21 protein-coding genes and 1 pseudogene are annotated in these 23,466 nt (G+C 39.0%); 16 read left to right on the top strand and 6 right to left on the bottom strand.

Features of this window, described 5'->3' with window-relative positions; translation table 11 throughout:
• Positions 1-18 precede the first annotated feature (18 nt).
• The 5 genes from LTAR_RS16120 to LTAR_RS16100 all read left to right on the top strand — a co-directional run bounded on the left by LTAR_RS16120 (position 19) and on the right by LTAR_RS16100 (position 5,191).
• Positions 19-621 carry a queuosine precursor transporter gene (locus LTAR_RS16120; protein ID WP_062423337.1) on the top strand — a complete coding sequence of 201 codons (603 nt, stop codon included), beginning with the start codon at positions 19-21 and terminating at the stop codon, positions 619-621.
• A gap of 6 nt (positions 622-627) precedes the next feature.
• Positions 628-2,019 carry a class I SAM-dependent methyltransferase gene (locus LTAR_RS16115; RefSeq protein WP_062423336.1) on the top strand — a complete coding sequence of 464 codons (1,392 nt, stop codon included), beginning with the start codon at positions 628-630 and terminating at the stop codon, positions 2,017-2,019.
• A 29-nt stretch (positions 2,020-2,048) separates the two neighbouring features.
• Entirely contained in the window at positions 2,049-2,894 is an 846-nt protein-coding gene (locus LTAR_RS16110; protein ID WP_062423335.1) for a vWA domain-containing protein, read from the top strand.
• A 6-nt stretch (positions 2,895-2,900) separates the two neighbouring features.
• Positions 2,901-3,686: a protein phosphatase 2C domain-containing protein gene (locus LTAR_RS16105; protein WP_062423334.1), complete on the top strand. Its 786-nt coding sequence runs from the start codon at positions 2,901-2,903 to the stop codon at positions 3,684-3,686.
• Positions 3,687-3,778: 92 nt separating this feature from the next.
• Positions 3,779-5,191 carry an RIO1 family regulatory kinase/ATPase domain-containing protein gene (locus tag LTAR_RS16100; RefSeq protein ID WP_158423463.1) on the top strand — a complete coding sequence of 471 codons (1,413 nt, stop codon included), beginning with the start codon at positions 3,779-3,781 and terminating at the stop codon, positions 5,189-5,191.
• A gap of 56 nt (positions 5,192-5,247) precedes the next feature.
• Here the strand turns inward: LTAR_RS16100 and LTAR_RS16095 are convergent, their stop codons facing one another.
• Complete coding sequence (locus tag LTAR_RS16095; protein ID WP_062423332.1) at positions 5,248-6,249, bottom strand: tyrosine-type recombinase/integrase; 1,002 nt, start codon at positions 6,247-6,249, stop codon at positions 5,248-5,250.
• Between the two features lie 469 nt (positions 6,250-6,718).
• Here LTAR_RS16095 and LTAR_RS16090 point away from each other — a divergent pair, with 469 nt between their 5' ends.
• The 7 genes and pseudogenes from LTAR_RS16090 (at position 6,719) to pckA (ending at position 14,396) form a co-directional block, all read left to right on the top strand.
• On the top strand, positions 6,719-7,366 hold the full coding sequence (locus LTAR_RS16090) for an MBL fold metallo-hydrolase (RefSeq protein WP_062423331.1): 648 nt from the start codon (positions 6,719-6,721) through the stop codon (positions 7,364-7,366).
• Position 7,367: 1 nt separating this feature from the next.
• The gene (gene larAH5, locus LTAR_RS16085; RefSeq protein WP_062423330.1) at positions 7,368-8,645 is read left to right on the top strand and encodes a nickel-dependent malate racemase, LarAH5 family; all 1,278 of its coding nucleotides are present in this window, start codon (positions 7,368-7,370) and stop codon (positions 8,643-8,645) included.
• On the top strand, positions 8,632-9,393 hold the full coding sequence (locus tag LTAR_RS16080) for an alpha/beta hydrolase (protein ID WP_062423329.1): 762 nt from the start codon (positions 8,632-8,634) through the stop codon (positions 9,391-9,393). The genes larAH5 and LTAR_RS16080 overlap by 14 nt, the downstream gene beginning before the upstream one ends.
• 71 nt (positions 9,394-9,464) lie before the next feature.
• The gene (locus LTAR_RS16075; protein WP_062423328.1) at positions 9,465-9,821 is read left to right on the top strand and encodes an Asp23/Gls24 family envelope stress response protein; all 357 of its coding nucleotides are present in this window, start codon (positions 9,465-9,467) and stop codon (positions 9,819-9,821) included.
• Between the two features lie 5 nt (positions 9,822-9,826).
• Positions 9,827-10,276, top strand: coding sequence for a transcription antitermination factor NusB (nusB, locus tag LTAR_RS16070; protein ID WP_062423327.1), 450 nt, complete (start codon positions 9,827-9,829; stop codon positions 10,274-10,276).
• Positions 10,277-10,331: 55 nt separating this feature from the next.
• The gene (locus LTAR_RS16065) at positions 10,332-12,758 is read left to right on the top strand and encodes a hypothetical protein (RefSeq protein WP_139044605.1); all 2,427 of its coding nucleotides are present in this window, start codon (positions 10,332-10,334) and stop codon (positions 12,756-12,758) included.
• 25 nt (positions 12,759-12,783) lie between these two features.
• Positions 12,784-14,396, top strand: a pseudogene (gene pckA / locus LTAR_RS16060) (phosphoenolpyruvate carboxykinase (ATP)).
• On the opposite strand, the gene LTAR_RS17185 reads toward pckA, so the two are convergent.
• Complete coding sequence (locus LTAR_RS17185) at positions 14,388-14,849, bottom strand: prepilin peptidase (RefSeq protein WP_158423462.1); 462 nt, start codon at positions 14,847-14,849, stop codon at positions 14,388-14,390. The pseudogene pckA and the gene LTAR_RS17185 overlap by 9 nt on opposite strands.
• A gap of 336 nt (positions 14,850-15,185) precedes the next feature.
• Between LTAR_RS17185 and LTAR_RS16050 the strand changes: the two genes are divergently transcribed.
• From LTAR_RS16050 to LTAR_RS16035, 4 genes are read left to right on the top strand one after another with little or no spacing between them, the layout of a single operon-like run.
• On the top strand, positions 15,186-17,723 hold the full coding sequence (locus tag LTAR_RS16050; RefSeq protein ID WP_062423324.1) for a DEAD/DEAH box helicase: 2,538 nt from the start codon (positions 15,186-15,188) through the stop codon (positions 17,721-17,723).
• The gene (locus tag LTAR_RS16045) at positions 17,720-18,964 is read left to right on the top strand and encodes a ribonuclease H-like domain-containing protein (protein ID WP_062423323.1); all 1,245 of its coding nucleotides are present in this window, start codon (positions 17,720-17,722) and stop codon (positions 18,962-18,964) included. The genes LTAR_RS16050 and LTAR_RS16045 overlap by 4 nt, the downstream gene beginning before the upstream one ends.
• Positions 18,964-19,554 (top strand): class I SAM-dependent methyltransferase, encoded by a 591-nt coding sequence (locus tag LTAR_RS16040; protein WP_062423322.1) that lies wholly within the window; start codon positions 18,964-18,966, stop codon positions 19,552-19,554. The genes LTAR_RS16045 and LTAR_RS16040 overlap by 1 nt, the downstream gene beginning before the upstream one ends.
• Before the next feature lie 7 nt (positions 19,555-19,561).
• Positions 19,562-19,834 carry a DUF2007 domain-containing protein gene (locus tag LTAR_RS16035; RefSeq protein ID WP_062423321.1) on the top strand — a complete coding sequence of 91 codons (273 nt, stop codon included), beginning with the start codon at positions 19,562-19,564 and terminating at the stop codon, positions 19,832-19,834.
• 10 nt (positions 19,835-19,844) lie between these two features.
• On the opposite strand, the gene LTAR_RS16030 is transcribed toward LTAR_RS16035, so the two are convergent.
• From LTAR_RS16030 to yqeB, 4 genes are read right to left on the bottom strand one after another with little or no spacing between them, the layout of a single operon-like run.
• Entirely contained in the window at positions 19,845-20,687 is an 843-nt protein-coding gene (locus LTAR_RS16030; protein WP_062423320.1) for an aminotransferase class IV, read from the bottom strand.
• Positions 20,680-21,294 carry a nucleotidyltransferase family protein gene (locus LTAR_RS16025; protein ID WP_062423319.1) on the bottom strand — a complete coding sequence of 205 codons (615 nt, stop codon included), beginning with the start codon at positions 21,292-21,294 and terminating at the stop codon, positions 20,680-20,682. Before LTAR_RS16025 ends, LTAR_RS16030 begins: the two co-directional genes overlap by 8 nt.
• Positions 21,295-21,308: 14 nt before the next feature.
• Complete coding sequence (gene yqeC, locus LTAR_RS16020; RefSeq protein ID WP_062423318.1) at positions 21,309-22,655, bottom strand: selenium cofactor biosynthesis protein YqeC; 1,347 nt, start codon at positions 22,653-22,655, stop codon at positions 21,309-21,311.
• The gene (gene yqeB, locus LTAR_RS16015; RefSeq protein ID WP_062423317.1) at positions 22,656-23,462 is read right to left on the bottom strand and encodes a selenium-dependent molybdenum cofactor biosynthesis protein YqeB; all 807 of its coding nucleotides are present in this window, start codon (positions 23,460-23,462) and stop codon (positions 22,656-22,658) included.
• Positions 23,463-23,466: the final 4 nt, after the last annotated feature.

The following is a 23,466-nucleotide window of genomic DNA, read 5'->3' as shown; positions in this document are numbered from 1 at the left end:
TTATTAAGGAAATGGAATTTGATATCTTCAATAATCGTATGTGCCATATACGTCTCGGCGCAATTACTTTCTAATATAGCCAGTCTACAAATTGTAAGTTTTGCCGGCCTCTCGTTTGATGCCGGTACGTTTATTTACCCGATAACATTTACATTGCGTGACCTTGCACATAAAGTACTTGGTTTGAAAGGTGTAAGGGTTCTTATTATTACGGCTGTTGTGATCAACCTTTTTATGGCGGTATTTTTCTGGTTTGTCTCAATTGTTCCGCCAGACCGGTCAGCAGGCAGCAGTGAGCTTTGGGGAAAGGTTCTCGCTCCAGTTTGGCGAATTACAATCGCCAGTATTCTGTCACAATTGGTTTCAGAACTCACTGATACTGAAGTGTATCGATTATGGGTTGATAAGATTACCAAACGATTTCAATGGATGCGAGTTCTGGTTAGCAATTCAATCAGTGTCCCATTGGATTCACTTTGTTTCTCTTTTATGGCTTTTTATGGAACAATGCCGATCCAATCTGTCTGGGGCATTTTTTGGGCAAATGTGATCATAAAAATGATTGTCACAGTTGCAAGTTTGCCATTCATCTACTTTGTCAAAGAAAAGAATAATGGATAATTGAAAATGAAAAAACAAATAAATCCTCTCTCTTCCTCATTCCGAGATCCTAGTGGTTTTTTGTTCAAACATGATGGCATCCTTTATAGACAAATTAATAAAGAATACCAATCGATATATGAAAAGTTTATATCAAGCGGATTATGCCAATTGCTTCAAAAGAAGGGGTGGGTAATTAACCACGAAGAAGTCGATAATGTGGAACCACCTGATAGTGAATTGTGTTACCGGATCATAAAACCTGAAATGGTGGATTTCATATCTTATCCATATGAATGGAGTTTCAGCCAGTTAAAAGATGCAGCACTTCTCACGTTAAAAATTGAAAAACTAGCCCTTGAAAAAGGCTTAACTCTTAAAGATGCCAGTGCCTATAATATCCAATTTCACAAAGGTAAACCTGTATTAATTGATACATTGTCATTTGATGATTATAGTGATGGCAAACCGTGGGATGCTTATAAACAATTCTGTCAACATTTCTTAGCGCCATTGGCACTAATGTCAAAGGTAGATATTCGGTTGAATCAATTAATGAGAGTCTACATCGATGGGATTCCACTTGATATGGCTTCTGAGCTTCTTCCCTGGAATACCCGGTTGAATATTGGATTGGCGACTCATATTCATTTACATGCCAATGCACAGAAAAAATATTCAGTTACAAAAGAAACGGAATCTGGACAAAAAGCCAATGTTTCCAAGATGGGACTTCTTGGATTGATTGATAGTCTGCAAAGCACTGTTAAGGGATTGGAGTGGCAGCCTAAGGGAACTGAGTGGGCAGAGTATTATGACATTACAAATTACTCTGATTCTGCGTTTGATGCAAAAAAGTCTCTCGTAAAAGAATTTGTCAGTTTAGCAGGTGGTGGAAAAATATGGGATCTGGGTGCCAATACAGGAGAATTCAGCCGTACGGTAACAGATCTTGGATCAGTTGTATCATTTGACATTGACCCGGCTGCTGTTGAAAAGAATTACCGAATGATGAAATCAGCAAAAGAGACTGGGATTCTGCCTCTTGTTTTGGACCTGACTAATCCAAGCGGTGACATTGGTTGGGCTAATAAAGAGCGTGATTCATTAGCAAATCGCGGTCCGGCCGATATTGTTATGGCTCTTGCTCTGATTCACCATATATGCATATCTAATAATGTTCCTTTGGAGAGTTTTGCTGAATATCTGCAAAGTCTGGGAAAATATGTTGTGATTGAATTTGTACCTAAAGAAGATTCTCAGGTGAAAATTTTACTGAAAACTAGAAAAGATATTTTTCCTCGTTATACTATCGAAGGATTTGAAGAAGCTTTTGTAAAATCTTTCGAAATTTTAAATAAAAAATCCGTAGAAGGAAGTCTTCGGGTGTTATATTTATTGAAAAGCAAATCATCTTAATTTTAATGGATAACTGACTGGAGAGAGCTATGCCATATAAGGCTGAAATTAGTCGCGCAAATCCTACTTGTTTTCTATTTCTGGTCGATCATTCTACATCTATGAATGAACCTGTAATGGGGACAGATGGAAATCCAAAAAAGTCAGAATTTGTTGCTGAAGCCTTGAATAGAGTCTTACAGAGTCTGGTTGTTTCAGCATCTAAAGATCTGGATATCCGACCCTATTACCAGGTAGGAATTATCGGATATGGCTCAGAAATCAAATCCATTCTTCCAGGGGCTGATGAAGAAACACATCTTGCCTGGATAGACGAAGTATATCAACATCCATTGCGTATAGAAGATAGACAACACCAGGAGCCCGATGGGGAGGGTGGTGTTATGGATGTGTCGGTAAAATTTCCGGTGTGGGTTGAACCTTATGCCAGAGGAAATACACCGATGCGTCAGGTTTTTGAAGAAGCCTATCGAATTCTCTCACAGTGGGTTGTCGATCATCCAGATTCATATCCACCAACAGTGATTAACCTGACAGATGGACAATCTAATGACGGGAAAGTGGCAGATGCCGCTAAATCATTGTGTGAATTAGCTACTAATGATGGTAATGTACTTTTGATAACATTACATACATCTTCTCATCCATTTGATAAACCTGTTCTTTATCCAACCAGTGTAGAAGAGATGCCTGATTTCTCATCAAGAAATATGTTCTTGATGACCAGCATTCTTCCTGAGAACCTTCGCAGGGCGGCAGAAGAAATCCTTGGTGTAGAAGTTGCAGAAGGTGCCCACGGAATTGTATACAATGCAGATATTGCAGGTATTATTCAAGGTCTCGAAATAGGTACCAGACCTGCCAACCTGGCATAATTTATTTTGGATGTAATTTCCTGGTTCTCGTACTCCATTCCAAAAGCTGGAAACAAGGATGATGAAAATGAAGACGCCGTGTTTCCAGCTGTTGGTATAGGATTAAATGGCCATCAAGATTTATCTACATTTATCGTAGCAGATGGCGCTACTCAAACAAGTTTTTCTGCTTTATGGGCAAACTATCTTGTTCAAAATTGTTCTCAGAGCAATTTGTCGGAGTTTAATTTTTATCGGGCTCTTTCACGTGCCCAAAAAGATTGGGATAAATCAGTACAAGATAAGAACCTGCCATGGCATGCCATCGAGAAAGTGAAACAGGGAGCATACGCTGCAATGACATGGGTTGAAATTCAGCATTTTCCTTTGCATCCTGCTTATTCATTTACCTGGCGTGCACTTTCAATTGGAGATTGCTGCCTGTTTATTGCCAGAAATAAATCTATATTCCTTTCATTACCATTACAACATCACACAGAATTTAATAATACTCCTGTACTTATCCCATCAAGAAGTGAGAAAATAGATTCAATAAAAGGGAAAGTCCAAACCGCCCGTGGTTCATTAGTGATGGGTGATAAATTAATTCTGGCATCAGATGCTATATCTTCCTGGATCATGAGGAATTCTCAATCTGATCAGTTGGAATTTGTTAAAATGGTCAAGGAAATCAAGAATGCAAAAAACATATCCGGATTTACAAATTGGATCAACGGCTTGCGAAAAAGAGGGGATTTGAAAAATGATGACACGTCGTTGATATTGATTGAATTGGGACAAGGTGGAGCTTGAGCACTCAAAAATATCCATCTTTTGCCGATTACCAATCGGCATTACAGCACCCAGAAATGGCTTTTTCCTCCAATTTTTTAAAACTTGGATCAGTGGAAAGCGACCTGTGGGGCTTCCCACGGGTACGTTCAGGCGGATTTGCCCTAACATATAAAGTTGACATAAATGAAATGACCTGGGCAGCAAGATGTTTTCATCGTGGTGTTCGGGATAGAGCAATCCGTTATGCACAAATCTGTCAGGCAATTGAAAAGTACCAATTACCATTTTTTGTTCCAACGCGATACATACAGCATGGGATAACAGTTCATGGAAAACAATTTCCCATTTCTGTTTTGGAATGGGTGGAGGGGGAATCTCTTGAATCGTATATTTTTCATCATCTTGAAAGTCAGAAAGATCTGATAACCATAGGACAAAAGTTTCGTCAGGTGTGTAGATTGATGGAGGAAAAAGAACTTGCGCATGGAGATCTATCACATCGGAATATTCTGGTCAAATCAGATGAAATTGTCCTCATAGATTATGATGGAATGTTTGTACCTGCCTTGACAGGGAGAAAAAGCAGCGAATTAGGGAATACACACTTTCAGCATCCGGAACGTTCCAATAGCTTTTTTAATTGCCGGATGGATCGTTTCTCATCGATCGTGATTTACCTGGCCATAATGGCACTTGCATCGGATCCAGCACTCTGGAATCGCTTCCAATCTGGTGGAGAAGGATTGTTATTCCAAAAATCGGATTTTCTTGATCCTGGAAAATCCAGATTACTTCTTGCACTTGAAAATAACCCTGGGGTTTCTCGATATATCTCCCAATTCAGGCAAATTTGCACATCTTCGATTGAAAGCGTTCCTTCTTTGGAAGAATTAATAGAAGGCACCTCAGTAAAACCTGTAAAAATTAGTTCATTATTCGATTCCAGAAAAAAACAGAAGGTAGAAATACCGGTTATTTTTGCCGAATCCTTAGATGAAATCTATAAGAAAGAGGGGGAGATTGTTACTGTTGTAGGAAGGATTATTGAGATTTTTCACGGCCATACCATTAATGGTGAAGATCATATCTTCTTGAATTTTGGTGACTGGCAGGAAGATTGTTTTACTGTTGTTCTGTGGGGTTCAGTATTGGATGACATCAATCGAATGGATATTTCCGTTGATTCATGGATAGGCAGGTGGGTTAGCATCAATGGCCTGATTTCTGTACGGAAGCGACGTCCTCAAATTCAGGCAGAAGCTTTAACAGATATAACCATTCTCCCATCTCAAGAAAATGCCAACCTTTTACTAAATTCATATACAAATTCAAAGTGGAGCCAAATAGAGAAGAAAAAAGTAGAAAAAGAGTCTGCGGAAAAGGGGAGTAATCAAGTAATACAAAACCATGAGGCACCAAAAATAAACCTCATCGATATGTTCCATTATTCAGAACAGAAAAATGTAGACTCGTTATTGAATCAACTATATAGTTCAAATCGGTTTAATAATATTAATAAGTAAGATTATTTTCAAATAATGCGTATAGCACAAACCAGCTATATTGACATATTCAATATTTATTCTATTTTAGTATTCTTTGAATCTTCAAAAATATCGAAATATCCTCGATCCAATTCATCATCATTGAGATGGGCATATCTCTGGGTTACAGCGATGCTCTTATGACGTGCTAACTCTTGAGCAAGTTTTAAATTTCCTGAACTATGCAACACTCTAGTGACAAAATAATGGCGGAATGAATGAGGGGTAATCGTTCCGATTGCATCTTGTCCGAGGATGGTTTTTACCCAATCGGCTACGATCTCACGGCCTGTGGTTGTAGTAATTGGTTTTACCTTTTTCCCGGCGCCTTTATCATGACGGGCAAACAGGGGCAGGGAAGCCAATGGTTTCCCTGCAGAACCATCCAGAATGGCACGGGCAGCCAGGTAATCTTTAATGGTTACAAGTGATCGGGTACTGAACCTCACAACAGCCTGACGATTTCCTTTGCCAATTACCAGTGCTTTCCCTTCATTCCAATCGATATCGCCACGGCGGAGACCACAAGCTTCATGAACACGGAGTCCAGTATCAGCCAGAGTGACAAGGAATGCCCGATCTCGAAGATTCCGAAGTTTCTCTTCAGGATCATCGGTTTGCGCATAGCTTTTAGAGAGCATGTGTTCTACAATGATTTCAATATTATCACGTGGAAACATCGGCAGTCTCTGACCGGGCCGTCTGGCGCGTTGATGAATAAGCATTTGAATTCGGGGCAAATTTATAACGGCAAGATTTTCTGATGCGAGAAATTCAAAAAATCGGGTCGTTGCAGTAAGGTACAAACGTTCAGTGGATGGCGCATGATCTTTCAGACGGCTGATCATCCAGGCTACAGATTCTTCTGTAAGGCTTTCTGTGAGGTTCTCAGAAGGGTTGAGATGGTTCTTTTCCAGAACTTCAAGAAAAAGCGCCATGGCATTTCCGTACGTCAATGCCGTATTTTCACTGCGTGCCTGAGAAATGGTTGTCAGAAAGCGTTCTACAGCCTCGTTTATTGTCATGGAAACGGTCATAGGAAAACCCTTTTTCACATTATACTATGCTTGCGATAATGTAACTTATCGAAACCATAAAGCTAATTTTAACCCATCATCCATAAAATGCCTCACCTGCTTCGCAAGAATTATGGATAATATGAATGCAATCGATAAGCCTGAATAAATCATAAAAGACTGCGTTTGTTTCAAAATGGCACATCACCTGCTGACTTTTTTTCATTTCACCCCACTGCAATATTTAAACCAAAATTCTCAAATTATTTCATTTATATTTATCTTCCTAGAGTAATAAAAGAAAAAATGTTACCAAACCCTATATAATATATTGTTCCAAAGTTTTATACCTATTTTGAGGGAAAATAAAGATACAGAAAATCATTTTTTGAAGATTTGCCAAATGTACTAAAAACCCTGCTCCAAATTACCATAATATTGTTATAGTATCGTCGCTTGAAAATACCCGAAATTTGATATTGAGGTAGAAATGCAAATTACTCCATTTCTTCATAAAATCGGTTCTTTTGTAAACCAGTATCTAATAATTGATGGGCATGAACTGACTTTGATTGATACGGGTATGCATAATAATGGAAATAATATTCTATTATATATATCGAAAATTGGATTTTCATCTGAAAATCTGAAGCGAATTCTGATCACCCATTCAGATTCTGATCATTATGGTTCAGCTGCCTTCTTGAAAAATAAAACTGGTGCTCAAATTTGGACTTCTCAAATAGAAGCTGATGCCATGAAAAATGGCTCTAGCAGCCGTGAGATCAAGCCAAAAGGAATAGGTGTAATCTTTTTTCCTTTGCTTATGTCTTTCTTGACTTCTCCACCTGTTGAAGTGGATAGAATTCTTATTAATGGCGAATTGTTACCTATCCTTAGCGGCATACAGGTAATTTCCTCTCCCGGTCATACCCCGGGTCATATCTCCTTCTATCTTCCTAAAGAAAACATATTGATAGCCGGAGATGCTATAAATACAAAAAAGGGAGTACCTGTTCCCACAACGGATGGCACAACAGGTGATATAGAATTGGCGTGCGTGTCTTTCACTAAACTTATGCAGTTCAATCCAAAGGTAATAGCCTGCGGGCATACTTATCTTGATTTAAGGAAATAAAATGCCTTGTTTCTCTTTACCGTATGGAAATTCAGTAATATCGGGTTCTTTACCTGATTCAATTGCGGTAGATACCTTGCTTCCTCCAATTTCATCTATTGTTTGTGATGAAGAATTACTTGTTCAAGATGCCATTACTCATCCTATTGGCACGTTTTCCTGGAAAAACGTATCACCTGCAGGTTCTGTAGCCATCGCCATAAATGACAAAACCCGGCCGGTGCCAAACTCAATACTGGTACCTGCCCTATTGGGAAAATTAGATCAGATTGGTTTTACTCCTGATCAAATTACTTTCTTCATCGCTACAGGAACTCATACTCCGATGAAAAAGGAAGAATTCGGGTTGCTTCTCCCTGAAAATATCGAAAAGAACTACAAGATTGTTTCACATGATTGTGATAATGAACAAAACCTTACATATCTTGGTGAGACAAAACGAAAGACTCCTGTCTATATCAACTCTTCATTTTATAAATCAGATTACAAATTTCTTATTGGTAATATAGAGCCGCACCACTTTATGGGTTACTCTGGAGGTGCAAAAACCGCGTCCATCGGGCTGACAGGCCGGCAAACTATCAATAAGAACCATGCCATGCTTGTAGAGCCTGAATCCACCTTTGGAGTTTATGGTAAAAACCCTACCCGTCAAGATGTTGAAGAAATTGGTGACCTGATTAAAGTTGATGCTGCGTTGAATGTGGTCATGAATTCTTCACGTCAGATCATGCATGCCGTATTTGGGTCGATTCGAGAAGTAATGTCAGTTGGAATACCACTTTCCCGAAAAATTTGTCAAACCAATGTCACTCATTCTAATTATGATCTTGTCATAGCTTCGCCAGGTGGATACCCGAAGGACATCAACTTGTACCAGTCACAAAAAGCTCTTTCCCATGCGGCCAGTATTACCAGGGATGGCGGTTGTGTCATTCTTGTGGCTGAATGTAAGGAAGGTGTTGGCAGCAATAGCTATGAAGCATTCATGGAGGGTATCAAATCAATAGACGCTGTTTTTTCTAAACTTCAACAGGAGGGGTTCAAGGTTGGGCCGCACAAAGCACTACAGTTTGCACGCGAGCAGCGACGGATACGCATCATAGTTGTTTCGTCTTTAGATGCTGATAGATTGTCTCGCCTGTTATTGGAGCCTTCTGCTTCTCTTGAAGATGCCTGTAAAATTGCATGCACAAATTTGCCGAAAAATGCAAAAATCGCCATTATGCCAAAAGCTACAAATACAATCCCGTCTCTGGAAATAAATGACATCGTCTGAACTATTTAATAATGAATTTGATGGTAATGATTTCACTCTTTCTGGAGAATCGGTTGGGGTTTTATTATTTCATGGTTTCACGGCCACCACTCTAGAAGTTAGGAATCTTGGAAAATGTATAAATCAACAACTAGGATGGACAGTACGTGCACCGTTACTTCCAGGTCATGGAACATGTCCAAAAGACTTGTCAAGAACAAAATATAATGAATGGGTAGATTGTGCAGAAACGGAATTTGACTTATTAAAGAAAAATTTCACAGAGATTGTTGTTGGCGGTGAGTCAATGGGTGGATTGATAGCCCTTTATCTTGCGGCAAAATATTCTCAAATTGCTGCTGTTTTATTGTATGCTCCCGCTCTTGTTATTCCGGATATGCCTGTAGCACGTTTTTTTCACAAATTCATCTACAGTACTAAGAAAAAGAATCTAGTCGCCACGAAAAATGGCTTCCTTCCCTGGCAGGGATATCGAGTAAATCCATTGAAAGCTGTAGTTGAATTAGGTAAACTTCAGACTCTCATCAAACCCATGTTAATAGACGTAAGACAACCCACCCTGCTCTTCCAGGGGAAGCAAGATGAAACAATTGATCCTAAGAGTAGTTCAATTATCTACAAATCAATATCATCAATTGAAAAACATCTGGAAGAATTGGATGAATGTGGTCATTGTGTGTTGCTTGATCGACAACATGAATGGGTTGAAAAGAAAACTATTGATTTTATTAAACAAATTATTGAATGATAAGCTGATTTTGGAAAACCCTCTGATTTTTCGGGGTTATAATTTGTATATCATCCTGATTAGGAGAATTCATGAAACAGGGAATACGACCACCCGGTAAAACGACAATAGCTCCAGAAGTTCTCGTTTCCATAGCTCGATTAACCGCTTTGAGTGTGCCTGGCGTCCGTAGGTTGGCTCTGGCACCTACCGATATCAACAAAATTTTTCACCACGGAGTAAATGAAGGTGTAGAAATCCGGGTAGAAAATGATACGGTTTATGCTGATATTCATGTGATTCTGAATAGAGATGTCAATGTACGTGATGTCAGCCGCACCATCCAAACCCAGGTTGCTCGAGCCTTTTCTGAAATGGTAGGTATGGAAGTTGGTAAAGTCAATATTCATATTGAGGATATAGATTTTTCTCCGGTGAGCGAGTCGTAAAACCTATGAAATCACGCACCAAGGCCCGTTGTATAGCCTTGCAAGTCCTTTACGAACAGGATATGACATCTCATCTGCCAGGTTCCATTTTTGAGGAACGTCTGGTAGATGAACCTTTGGATCCTTCTCTGCAGGAGTTCTCACGGCAGATCATTTTTGGGGTTTTGCCAATAACAAAAGAGCTGGATGATTATATTGCCCAACATGCTCCTGAATGGCCATTGGACCAGGTCGCTGTTATTGATCGCAATATTATCCGTATTGCTATGTGGGAATTTGCTGTCCAACAGTGCACACCGGTGAAAGTGGCAATTAACGAAGCGATTGAACTGGCAAAATATTTTGGATCAGATTCCACTCCAAGATTCGTAAATGGTGTATTGGGAGCTCTGGCCAATCGGTCAAACGAAATTCATCAGGCATTTGCTTCGATTGTGAAATCAAAATCAGGATAATATCTCATCACACCGCATGCACGTATCAGGGTTTCACATCCAGAAATGGCTGCCAGTGACCTCGATTCTCATCATCGCAGGTTTCCTTTTTTCCGCTTGCAGCTCAATAGAAGAAAAAACAGATCAACAATCAAAAGCCAGCTATCATCCCGATGTGCTGGCTTCCTTTGTTGTAACAATACCAGAACCGATAGTACAGGATAGCCGGCTATCCATTGAGTTTGTCAATCCAATAAATGCTCATGAACTGAACCCTATTTATATTGAAATGCAAATGCTTGATGACAGGCATTATCAATTGGATTATCCGGCAAAAAAGGGGATGATGCTTCAATACCGGTATGTGATGACCGGTAAAAACAACAATGTTGAAATAAATTCTGACGGAAAAGAGCTGGCTTCCCGTTTTTTTTTCATTACAGATCATTCCAGAATTGAAGATACTGTTTTAGGCTTTAGATCATCTGTTGCTATCGGTGAGACTGGTCAAATTGAAGGAACATTACGATTAAAAGGTTCCGGGCAATCTGTTTCCGATGCCATTATCACGTCAGATGGAATTTCAACCACCAGCTCTTTTGATGGTCGATTTCGTCTTCAGGGAATTCCTGCAGGCATTCAGAATGTAACCATTTTCAGCCCAGACGGAAAATTTGAACCTTTTCAGCAGCAGGCGGTCATTGATCCAAATTTTGTTACGCCAATTGAAATTGAATTAATTCCAAAGAAATTTATAAATGTAACATTTATTGTAAAATGTCCTGAAAATACACCTGCCAGTGCCAAACTTCGATTATTTGGGAACCTTAATTTACTCGGTGATAGTTTTGCTGGATTATTTGGAGGAACCAGTCTGTCTCAGAACCGCGCTCCTGAATTGTCACGGCAATCAACAACTGAATTTCTCATTATTAAGCAACTCCCCGTTGAGACAGAAATACATTATCTTTATTCCCTGGGGGATTCGTTCTGGAATCGGGAAACATCCCGAAACGGAACCATGAAAAATCGTACCATTTTTACAGGTACTGAAGATATGGTTATTGAAGATACCATTGAATCATGGAATACTCTTAACTATCAACCAATTACTTTCATGTTCACACCACCCGCAAGTACATCTCAAGATGAACGAATACAGATTCAACTAAATGCTTTTGGATGGATGGATCCATTGGAAATGTGGCCTTCTGATAATGGTGTTTTTAAATTTGTTTTATTTTCACCATTGAATTTTTCAGCACCTATCAGTTACCGATTTTGCAGAAATGAAATTTGCGGAACAAAAGAAATCGGTAGTCAGTCTGATCAAGTTTTTTCATTTCAAGCTGGTTCTTCCAGTCAAACTATAGATGTTCCGGTTGGTGTTTGGGCAACCTGGATGCCATCCACTGAACCAACAATAGTTTCAACAGAAGAGACTTCAAAACGCGAAATTGGCTTCAACACGATTGTGGAATATTCAGACGCTTATCGTCCTTCTTATTTAATATATATGGAAAATTCACTAAACGCTATTAGTGGACTAAACGCCAATACTGTGATTTTACCGATGTCTTTTACATTTCGTAGTGCTCAACCAGTATGGCTTGATATTGTTCCAGGACAGAATCCTACACTTAATGATTTGGAATTAATGATTGCTAAGGCAAAAGAAAAGGGATTCCATGTATATTTGCGTGCGTGTACTCATTACCCTACCAATCCGGATGATTTTTGGAGTATGTTAACTCAAAATCCAAATGGATGGGATCAGTGGTTTTCTTCCATTTTTGAATTCTATCGCTCAGCAGCCGAATTCGCTGAATCAAATCAAGTTGATGGCATTATCTTTGGTGATGAAGATGTATCGCCAGTATTCTTTGGCTCTACCGATTCAAGCAGTCATATTGGAAAACTCCCTGTTGATATTCAACAAAAATGTAATGATCTTTTTTCCAATATTCGATTAAGTTTCAGTCGTGAAATGTTACTTGCAGTCAACCTGAAAGATATTAAAACTGCACAGATTTTTCCTTTAGAGAAATCTGATGGCCTATATATATTAAATTTGGGTCAGATTTCAAGTGATTCAAGAGATACAAACACCTATTCTGCCAATATCTCAAATATTCTGGAGAATTCCATTAAACCTATTTTTGACGAATATGGAAAAAAGATTTGGATTGGCCTTGATTTTCCGTCAATTGATACCGGATATCTTGGTTGTGTGAATTTTTTCAATGATTGTATGGTCCCATCGGTGCTTGATTTTCCAGCACTTTTACAACCTGAGTTAACAATTTCTCTCAAAGAACAATCGGATCTTTATAATGCAGCACTTCCTGAGATAAACCGACGTGAGTGGATATCTGGAGTATCAACGCGGAGATACATTCTTGTGGGTAATAATCAGGATCAATCTTCTTCAATTCGTGGAAAGCCGGCAGCTGATGTAATCTGGTACTGGTATTCAACGATGCTCGGAATTCCTACTCAATAAAAGCAGTAAAGGAAAAGACACCTGAATGAACCTCACCAGTTTTTCGGGAACACCTACCTTTTTCGGATTGGATTATCTGGGTTTTCACAATTTACGGACCATTTATTGGAACCTATCTGCCGCAGAATTGGTGGAACAGATTATCCTCAGGCAGGAAGGTTGTATTTCAAGAACAGGTTCTATTGTTGTGAAAACCTCTCCACATACCGGTCGAGCTCCAAATGATAAGTTTTTCGTTCGCAATGAGACTACTGAACAGGTAATTGATTGGGGAGATGTAAATCGGGGGATTTTACCTTCACAATTTGACCGGCTTCTTCTGCAACTACAGGCGTATTTTCAGGGTCGGGATGTCTTTATTCAAGACATGGCTGTAGGTTCAGATCCTGAAGCACAAACGACAGTCCGCATCATAACGGAGCGGGCATGGCATAATCTTGTTGCTCAAAATTTGTTTATACGGTTAATCGGTGATAAATTAGCTGACTTTTCCCCGGTTTTTACGGTTATATGCGCTCCAGGTTTTCAAGCTGATCCAACAGGCGACGGGGTTCACTCTTCTGCATTCATTGTGCTCGATCTAGAGAAAAGACTTGTTCTGATTGGAGGAACTGCGTACGCGGGAGAAATAAAAAAATCTGTCTTCACCTATATGAATTACATTCTGCCCAAAAAAGGTATTTTGCCGATGCATTGTGCAGCCAATACCGGTAGACATGGGGATACTGCTTTATTCTTTGGCCTATCAGGAACCGGGAAAACAACATTATCGTCAGATATCGAACGTAAACTGGTTGGAGATGATGAACATGGTTGGACAAATCATGGGGTATTCAATTATGAGGGAGGTTGTTATGCAAAAACAATCCGTCTTCGAAAAGAATTGGAACCTGTAATTTGGAAAGCGGCCCATCGATTTGGTACTGTTCTGGAAAACGTTGTCATGGATCCTCTCAGTAGAAATATTGATTTTGATAATAGCTCAATTACAGAAAATACTCGAGCCGCCTACCCTATTGAATACGTGGATAATTATGTTGAGACAGGATGCGCCAGTTCTCCAAAAAACATCTTCTTCCTTTGTGCTGACGCCTTCGGTGTTCTGCCACCTATATCCAAACTGGATATTTATCAGGCTGTGTATTTTTCCTTTCGGGATACACAGCAAAAATCGCGGGTACAGAAACAGGCCTGGGAAAAGAACCATCAGCAACATTTTCTACATGTTTTGCTGCGCCATTTCTTCCGTTGAAACCGCATGTATATTCAGATATGCTATTTGAACGATTGAAAACAACGAATTCGTCAGTCTGGCTCATCAATACCGGTTGGACAGGAGGAAAATATGGTTATGGAACAAGAATTCCGCTTGTTCATACCAGAGCTATGATCCATGCAGCAATAAATGGAATGTTATCAAATATACCTATACGAAAGGATAAATGGTTTAACCTGAATATTCCAGAAACCTGCCCCGATGTGCCTTCAGATCTGTTATTACCGGAGACTACCTGGAAAAGCCAACTATCCTATGCCCAAACCGCAACTGATCTGATTCGAAAATTTTCCGCTAATTTTGAAAAGTATAAAAATACAGTTCCTGATGAGGTCCTTAAAGCAGGACTGTTTTTACACTAGATAATAATACAGACTAAAAATCCCGCCAATTATAATAAAAGGACCGTACGGGATAGTTAAAAAAGCCTGATACTGTTTTCGGATGAGCGAAAATAGAATTACAGCTGCTGACACAATTCCACCAAGGACAATGGCCATTAATAGCGCTGGAAGTATATAGGGAAATCCTGCAAGAAATCCGATTGCTCCGGCCAATTGCACATCACCAAAACCAAGCGCTTCTTCATCAATTGGACCATTTTCTTTCTTGGATAATCGTCGGGCAAACGCTTTCCCGATAAAATATAAACCAAGAAAAATCAGGAAACCAACGATCCCTCCCAGCAGGGTTTTAATCCATCCATGAATAAACCAACCGGAAATTATGGCTACGATATAAGCTGCAACTGTCATCTGTTCGAGAATGACATGGTATTCAATATCTGTAATTATGATGACAGTAAAAATCAGCAAGAGTATTTCCCCTGCCCAGAAAGGTAACAAACCTGCAGGTTTCAACCAGCTCAAAATGGATAAAAAGACTGAGCAACAAATAACTATCCAATACCGGATGGCATTCTTTTTTCCACAATTAGGGCAACTTGTTGCCATCAAAAAATTCACAATTCGTCGGATTTCACCACACCCGAGACAAACTGGCATTGTTAAACGGCGTTTCCTTGGTAATACATCCGCAAGATAATTCGCACATATTCCGACGCAAACACCAATAAGGGTTGGTATTAAAAATTTACCTATCATGGGAATTCCTTGTAGAATGATAGTAGAATATATTTCCGATTAAAAAATATGAACACACAAAGTATATCAAATCTCGATTCGGTATTGAATTACTGGTTTTCTCACCGGGAATACTCTGAAAATATCCAATATACCAGTCGGCAGGAGTATTGTAGTGGTGATTTTGCCTCTTTGCCTGATGATTTATCTATTAAATTGCGAACTCGTTTGCAAAACCTGGGAATTCATCAATTATATTCCCATCAATTGCTGAGCTATCATACTGTTAAAGAACGAAAGAACCTGGTTGTCACAACCGGTACGGCCAGTGGAAAAACGCTTTGCTACAACCTTCCCATTCTGGATCAGTTATTTAAAGTGCCTTCATCTAGAGCATTATTCATTTTTCCCACAAAAGCATTAACTCATGATCAACAGGAAAAATTAGTAGAACTAACTGGTGATATAGAAACAAACGGCGAACCATTAATTCCCGTATGTGTATATGACGGAGATACACCAACTCAAAAAAGACAGGTTATCCGGCAGATGGCCCGATGTCTGTTAACAAATCCGGATATGTTACATACGGCCATATTGCCTCATCATACACTCTGGGAGACGTTTTTCCGAGGTCTTGATTTTGTTGTTATTGATGAAATTCATGCATATCGGGGTGTTTTTGGTTCACATGTGGCCAATGTAATCCGTAGATTGAAGAGAATTGCAGCTTTTTATGGAAGCAAACCTCAATTTATACTCACTTCTGCTACCATCGCCAATCCGTTGGAACACGGTAAATCACTTACAGGTGAAGACCTGGTATTAATCCAAGAAGATGGAGCACCGCATGGCGCAAGAACGACTATTTTGTACAATCCTCCTGTGATTCACCAGGAGACTGGAATCAGGAAAAGTGCATCATCAGAAGTGATTCAACTAGCTGGAACTTTATTGAATAAACAGATACAAGTACTTATATTTGGACGATCTCGTAAAGGTGTTGAATTTATACTGCGGCAACTCCGTTTGCAGCAGCAAGATGATGACGAAAATTATCGTGCCTATCGATCTGGCTATTTACCTGCAGACCGGAGACGTATTGAGAGTGATCTTCGCTCAGGGAAACTGCGCGCTGTAGCGGCAACGAATGCACTTGAATTAGGTATTGATATAGGTGGTGTAGATGCTGTTCTCATTACTGGATATCCGGGGAGCGTTTCAGCCATGCGACAACAGGCAGGTCGGGCTGGTCGAAAAACAGAAGATTCAGTAGCTGTCTTGGTGGCGTCTGGGAGCCCAATTGATCAATATTTAATGCGTCATCCAGACTACCTGGTTGGGAAATCTCCAGAATCTGCATTAATCGATCCTGATCATCCGGTGATTCTGTTAGGTCATTTACAATGTGCCGCTTTCGAATTACCCTTCTCCGATAACGAATGTTTTGGTACTGCAAACAATACGATGGTTAGAGAGTATTTGGAATTTATGAATGAATCTGGACAGGTAAATCATTCGGGAGGAAAATACTTTTGGATGGATTCTGCTTATCCAGCCAGTAATCTTTCACTTCGAAGTTCTGATTCACGATCAATTAATCTGGTTGTCGAAGAAAACCACCGGAATAAAATTATCGGTGAAATTGATTATTTAAGTTCCTTATGGATGGTTCATCCCAAAGCAATTTATTTACATGAAGGCATGTCTTATTTTGTCAAGAATCTCGACCTTGAGAATTATGTTGCATCCTTGGAGCCTGTTGATGATGATTATTATACAGAACCTGTTCAAAAGATTACTTTAAAGAAGATAAATGAACAGGATGCAGAATATTACCCGGGGGCAAAGATCACCTATGGAGAAATTCAGGTCACAACTGAGATAACAGGCTTCAAAAAACTTTTGTGGAATACTCATGAAGTCTTATCGGTCGAACCACTTTCCCTGCCGCCTAATACAATGCGAACGACGGCTTATTGGATGGCATTAAGCGATGAAACCGTGAATATTCTTCGTGAGCAATTATTATGGAAAAATGATCCCAATGATTATGGAAAAGATTGGGACCAAATTCGATTAGCTGTACGAACCCGTGATAATTTTAAATGCCAGGTTTGTGGTGTTCCGGAAAGCGGAAAGGCTCATCATGTTCATCACAAGACTCCCCTGCGTAGTTTTGTCAGCCTTACTGAAGCAAACCGGATGGAAAATTTAATCACCCTGTGTTCAAATTGTCATCAATTGGCTGAAAGTGCTGTGAAAATTCGCAGCGGATTGGCGGGATTGGGTTATTCCATGGGACAGTTGGCACCTTTGTTTTTAATGTGTGATTCTTCTGATCTTGGAACTCTATCTGATCCGGCCAGTAATCTGGCTGATGGTAAACCTGCCGTCATTTTTTATGATCAAATCAATGCCGGAATAGGATTGAGTCGCAAATGTTTTGATTTGCATAAGCAAATCATTGCCAGTTCGCATGAGCTTGTTTCAAATTGCCAGTGCATAGATGGCTGCCCTTCCTGTGTGGGCCCTGGAGGAGAAAATGGTGCCGGTGGAAAACAAGAAACACTGGCCATCCTTGAACTTCTTGATGGTGCAGAATGACAGATTCTCCCGAATCTCTTGCAGACCGTTTGCGTTCTCTTGGAGTAAATACAGGCGCATCAAGTATCAAATCACGTGTTATTCAAAAATATCGAATTGAAGATGTAATTCAAGGAAATTTCGAATTATCAACTTATGGAGATATTTTTGTAAGAAAAGTATTAGTAGATAATGCCTATACGCATGGTAATACTATATTTGATAATGCATCTATTTCAAAAAGACTAATTCAATGGTCGTCCAAATCGAATAAATCTGTAGATCTGTCGTCGATTCTTTTTCTTGATACAGAAACGACGGGCTTATCCGGAGGTACCGGTACCCTTCCCTTTCTGATTGGTGTCGGAAAGTTTACATCCGAAGGCTTTTTAACCAGCCAAATATTTATACGTAACCCGGCAGAAGAACGAGCGCAGTTAGAACAATTGAATAAGTATCTCGTTGGCATTGAGGCTATTGCAACTTATAATGGCAAGGCATTCGATATTCCTATCTTAAAGACACGATATGTCATCAATGGTTTTCAATCTCCTTTTGAAAACTTGTTACATTTTGACTTATTACCCCTCTCAAGGCGTATTTGGAAAAGGCGATTGGAAAGCCGTAGTCTGAAAGACCTTGAAACAAATGTGCTTGAATTTTCTCGTAATCAAATGGAAGTACCCGGATGGGAAATCCCTGTGATTTATTTCAACTATTTACGATCTGGAGATGCACGTCCACTTGAAGGAGTTTTCAATCATAACGCAATAGATATCCAATCACTGGCCGCAATTTTTCTCGTTTTAAATAAATTAGCAGCTAATCCAGAAACCAAATCCATTGAGAATACTACTGATATTTTGAGTCTCGCCATACAATTGGAAACATCTGGGGAGATTGATAAAGCTCTTTCATTATATGAACAGCTTCTTTCCCAAGAATTACCTGATAGATTATTTACAGAATTACAATTGCGATATTCCAGGATTTTGAAAAGGAATGGTGATTTTGAAAAAGCCGCAAATGTTCTCTATCATAAAGAAGAATTGGCTGACATTCAAGTTATGATCCAATTGGCGAAAGTATTGGAACATCAACAAAAAAATCTTGATGCCGCATTGCGATATACAGAAAACGCACTTGAAATACTTGAATCTCATGCTACTGATTTGTCATTAACAACTTATCAATTTCAGAAAACCGATTTAGAGAAACGAAAATCCAGATTAATTCAGAAATTACTTTCGAGCAATAAATAATGGTAAATAAATCCATCCAGGAAATAGCAGAAAAATGGAATATTAAGTATAGATCAGATAAGAGATTTCTGGATCCTCCAATACGAAATGTAATCATTGAAAATTCATTTTTATTACCCAAAAATGGATGGGTTTTGGAAATCGCGGGGGGAAATGGCGCGACCGCAGATTACCTATCAAAACTTGGCTTGAAAGTTATTGAAGTGGATATATCTCATGAAGCCTTGAAAATGTCTCAAAAAAGGAACAATCAAGTGATACAGGTATTAGCAGATGCGGAACATTTGCCAATACAGCAATTTAAGTTTGATGTGATCTGCAATTTTTACTTTCTTGAAAGAAGCATTTTCCCATTTATCAAGAAAAATCTTAAGCCAGGTGGGCTTCTCTTTTATGAAACAATGACGATCGAAATGCTTTCTCTTCGTCCAGAAATACCAGAAAAGAACTTGTTACTCCAAAATGAATTAAAAGAAGCTTTTCAATCGTTTGAAATTTTGCAGTATTTTGAAGGATGGGTGGATTCAGATCATGGAAGGAAAAAATCGATTGCCAGAATGATAGCCAGGAAACCGCTGGTATCTGTATAATACCTGTATGAATAAAGAATGGGTGAAAGTATACACAACTTTCGGACAACTTAATGCTGCTATGATGGTCGATTTTTTAATGGCCAATGGTATTTCTGCAACATCCATGCAAGAGAGCATTGGTGTCACATATGGTTTGAATCTTGGCACTCTTGGAGAAGCTTTCATCTATGTTCCGATAGGGCAAAAAGAAATGGCTGAAACCTTAATTCGTGATATGGAAGAAGGCAAGTTTGATTCCCCAGAGAACAATTCAAACGAACCATTTCAAGAATCGTAATAATTTTGAACTATAGTCTCTGTAGTTCAGTTTCAAGCCACGTATTGAATAATTTTCGAGCGAGCTTTGTAATATTTCCAGGTGAACCTGAGCCAATCTGTTTATCATCGATTCTTGTTACAGGCAATACTCCCCTGCTGACACTGGTGATGAATACTTCATCCACACTATTTAATTGATTTTTCGGAAATTCTGAAAATTCAAATTGAATGCCGGCAGACGATAGAAGATTTATAACCGTCTTTCGAGTCAAACCCGGTAATATACCTTCATTTGCTGTCCATACAATCTTGTTTTTTACTATGAAAATATTGCTGGATAAACCTTCAAGCAATAATCCATCTTGATCAACCATCAAGTATTCATTGATTGTGTCTGGTTTAGATAATCGAATATCTTTTGTTTTTTCAATAAAGTTTGTAGACTTTGATTCTGGATTCTCTCTCTGCATTAAAATAGTCTTTGCTGCAGCACCTGTTTCATAAATTACTTCAGGCAGAGAGAAAAAAGGTTCAACCATAAGATAAATTTGCCATCCAACAGCCTCATTGGCGCAATGTATCCGGAAACGAACATCATTCTTATAAGAATCAACTAATTTACGTAAACATCTGGTTAATCGTTTTCTATCAAGTACTATCTCTTTACCCTGTAATTGAGCTGATCTTTCCAACCGGTCAAAATGTTCCTCGATATGTAACACTTGATCATGATTGTATGTACGGAATGTTGTATATACACCATTCATCAATTTTTGGCTGGCCTGATCTAAATTACTTGCTTCACCTATTAGCACGATTTCTTCGGCATTGTTATCTTGTAAATATTTCCAAGTTTTGGTACTTTTATTCACGTTTTTCACCATCAGGCCTGAATTTATCATAATCATCTGGAGTATCGATATCTACTGGCTGTTCATGATAAAAATTGACATATTTTATTCGATCTTCGTATTGTTGGATAAATGTTTGAACAGTTTTACTTTCATCGAGGCTTAAAATTGCATGCCATAGATTCTTTCGAACCATCCATGGATGCCCACGTCGCATATTGTAACTGGGAAAAATCAAATCTGCATGTGTTTCCACAGCACAATTGATAAGGCCAGAGATAATTTTCGGATTTATTCCCGGTTGATCACCCAGGCAAATCATAGCATAAGTAAAATTTTCTCCCAAAGTGTTCAAACCTGTTTTTATGGATTCAAGCATTTCTCCTTTTTCCGGAAAAGGGATCTTTATCCATTCAATAATCGGTAGAGTATGACTATCCTTTTCCCAACAGGGTTTGAATTCGGGATTATATACAACTGACATTTCCTGTATTCCACCCTTGTAAAGATGCTCAATAACTGCACCTAGAATTGTGGTATTTTCCCATGGGAGGTCCATTTTTGGCCTTCCCATTCGGGTAGACTTACCTGCAGCCAGGATCAGGGCACGAATTTTTTCTTCTTTCATATTTATTCAAAGATCTATGGTAATTCCAGTAAATGTTTGTAATCTTCCGGTGTGTCCACATCTAATAATATGGATTCATCAAACCATGATAATGTACGGATTGGGTATTGAGAGAAGATTAATCTTCCACCAAAATCGCCTTGTATTGATGTTAAGGCTTCGAAGGTGTCTCTGTCAAATAAAACGGGATTCGCCCTTCTCCCATTCGTCTCAGGAAGAATTATGGGGGCAAGCGAAATGGAATGTTCGTAGATTAGTTTTCTAATAAGTGTCACTGAAATATGAGGTTGATCCACCAGTTGAAAGACCGCTCCTCCAATTTTTTGTGGTAAGGATTTAATAGCCGTCCTTACAGAACTTGATTGCCCTTCATTCCAATCTTGATTCAGAATCACTTTGACAGGTAAATCTTTAACAATTTCTTTAATTTTTTCGTATTCTTGCCCGGCGATAATATAAATGGGTTTTAATCCTGCAGTTATCGCCTGTAATGCGCAGGCTCTCACAAAAGGAATCCCTTTCCAATCCAACAAAGCCTTTGGCTGTCCCATCCGCCGTGAGTTACCAGCAGCAAGAATTATTCCGGCGATACTTTCGTTGACTGTAAGTACAGAATTGAATTTTGATCCTATTTGATCATTATCATTCTTTTCCATTAGTGAAGTTGTGATAACTGCATCGTAATAATCAAGTAATTGTTGTTGAATAATTGATAAATCTGATTTGTCCTTCAACCTATCAAGCTGGTTAAGTAGGACAGTTCTTCTCGCCTGACACGGTATATTTTTCAAACCGCCCCGGGGATTAATTAGCATTTTCACAATGGACTGCAGTGAAATTGGCTGATTTATTTCCAAACCAGTCATATCCGAAAAAATCTGAGGACGATGAACATATTGTTCAGATAATGGTTTCCCTATGACAAATAGTCCAACAGACACAACCACATGATTTGCCCATGGAGGTATGGCTGGCTCATGTTCCGCAGGAGCTTTTAACGGTCGTGTTTTCGATCCATCTGATTCCATAAAAATGGGAATCCGATTCACTTCTCCAATTTTCTCTATGTTCCCCCAGAGCGACGGATCTACTCCGAAAACCATGTATGGTTCCTGTCCCCCTGGACCAGTCAGGATAGTCTTTTCTGTCATCCTGAAAATTTCATTCTTCTCTTTAGTCCAGGTAATATGATTATTAAAATGCTCAACCTGGTCTTTTCCCATATGCGCGGTGGCAACAAACAAAGCAGGTGTTGACCATTCTTTATTTATACTAATCAAGGCACTTGTTTTACCACCAGAACCAACCAGAGATAATTTTGTGTTGTTGTCAATTCTTAAGGCATCAATGAGTCTCGTCATCTATTCACCCAATATTTTTCGCTTCTCTGGGATAGAAAGAATAGCTTCAAGAACTCCTCCCCCAATTGCCAGAGCTTTATCTGAAACCAATGTGCATAATAATGGGTCACAACGAGGATCGACATCTCCAATTTTCATATTTGGAAAAACCTTAATTCCCTCATGAAGCAAACCTCGAATCACTCCATGAAAAGGTGCATATATATTTAATCCATTTACAGAAGCAATCACATCTCCAGTGTCAACAATATCTCCAATTTCACACTTGGCTTTTAATATTCCCAGACCAGGAGAACGTAAAACTCGTTCGCTTTGATATTCACCCACCTTTTCGGGAATCCCGTTATCTTCTTCTACGGTACCCTTCCAATATACTCTTCCCAAATAAGGCCCACGTTTTGTTTCAATAACACAATCACAATTCTCATTGGGGAAAAAACCTGGCCCTATTCCAATTTGGAAGAGATTATTTGGGATTTTGCTTTGAATTCGTTTTTTTAACATCCTGGCATCTATGTATACATCTGTCTTTATTCTTGCTAAAATCTCAGCATTTTCATCAATAATTACCGGTATTTTATCTTTTGTATGACACTGATTTATCTCATTCTCATTTTGAACAAGTTTCCCCTCAATATCCTCGATGGATATCGAACGAGTATAAACAGCTTCTGCGAAAGAGACATACCTTCTTACAGCCAAAGGTTGTTCTTTTTCTGTAATAATGACTTTGATACCTGAATGGTGAAGACGTAAAGCAATACCGCTTGCCAGATCGCCACCACCTCGAATAATAGCAATTAACATAAAA

The organism is Leptolinea tardivitalis, assembly GCF_001050275.1.
Classification (GTDB): Bacteria; Chloroflexota; Anaerolineae; order Anaerolineales; family Anaerolineaceae; genus Leptolinea; species Leptolinea tardivitalis.
This window is presented reverse-complemented; position numbering and strand designations above follow the sequence as displayed.

What these genes read in the sequence shown, in the direction of transcription:
- LTAR_RS16040 (WP_062423322.1), top strand. Translation starts at nt 18,964, where the DNA reads ATGGTAAATAAATCCATCCAGGAAATAGCAGAAAAATGGAATATTAAG.
- LTAR_RS16035 (WP_062423321.1), top strand. Translation starts at nt 19,562, where the DNA reads ATGAATAAAGAATGGGTGAAAGTATACACAACTTTCGGACAACTTAAT.
- LTAR_RS16050 (WP_062423324.1), top strand. Translation starts at nt 15,186, where the DNA reads ATGAACACACAAAGTATATCAAATCTCGATTCGGTATTGAATTACTGG.
- LTAR_RS16115 (WP_062423336.1), top strand. Translation starts at nt 628, where the DNA reads ATGAAAAAACAAATAAATCCTCTCTCTTCCTCATTCCGAGATCCTAGT.
- nusB (WP_062423327.1), top strand. Translation starts at nt 9,827, where the DNA reads ATGAAATCACGCACCAAGGCCCGTTGTATAGCCTTGCAAGTCCTTTAC.
- LTAR_RS16075 (WP_062423328.1), top strand. Translation starts at nt 9,465, where the DNA reads ATGAAACAGGGAATACGACCACCCGGTAAAACGACAATAGCTCCAGAA.
- LTAR_RS16045 (WP_062423323.1), top strand. Translation starts at nt 17,720, where the DNA reads ATGACAGATTCTCCCGAATCTCTTGCAGACCGTTTGCGTTCTCTTGGA.
- yqeB (WP_062423317.1), bottom strand. Translation starts at nt 23,462, where the DNA reads ATGTTAATTGCTATTATTCGAGGTGGTGGCGATCTGGCAAGCGGTATT.
- yqeC (WP_062423318.1), bottom strand. Translation starts at nt 22,655, where the DNA reads ATGACGAGACTCATTGATGCCTTAAGAATTGACAACAACACAAAATTA.
- LTAR_RS16080 (WP_062423329.1), top strand. Translation starts at nt 8,632, where the DNA reads ATGACATCGTCTGAACTATTTAATAATGAATTTGATGGTAATGATTTC.
- LTAR_RS16090 (WP_062423331.1), top strand. Translation starts at nt 6,719, where the DNA reads ATGCAAATTACTCCATTTCTTCATAAAATCGGTTCTTTTGTAAACCAG.
- LTAR_RS16025 (WP_062423319.1), bottom strand. Translation starts at nt 21,294, where the DNA reads ATGAAAGAAGAAAAAATTCGTGCCCTGATCCTGGCTGCAGGTAAGTCT.
- LTAR_RS16095 (WP_062423332.1), bottom strand. Translation starts at nt 6,249, where the DNA reads ATGACCGTTTCCATGACAATAAACGAGGCTGTAGAACGCTTTCTGACA.
- larAH5 (WP_062423330.1), top strand. Translation starts at nt 7,368, where the DNA reads ATGCCTTGTTTCTCTTTACCGTATGGAAATTCAGTAATATCGGGTTCT.
- LTAR_RS16110 (WP_062423335.1), top strand. Translation starts at nt 2,049, where the DNA reads ATGCCATATAAGGCTGAAATTAGTCGCGCAAATCCTACTTGTTTTCTA.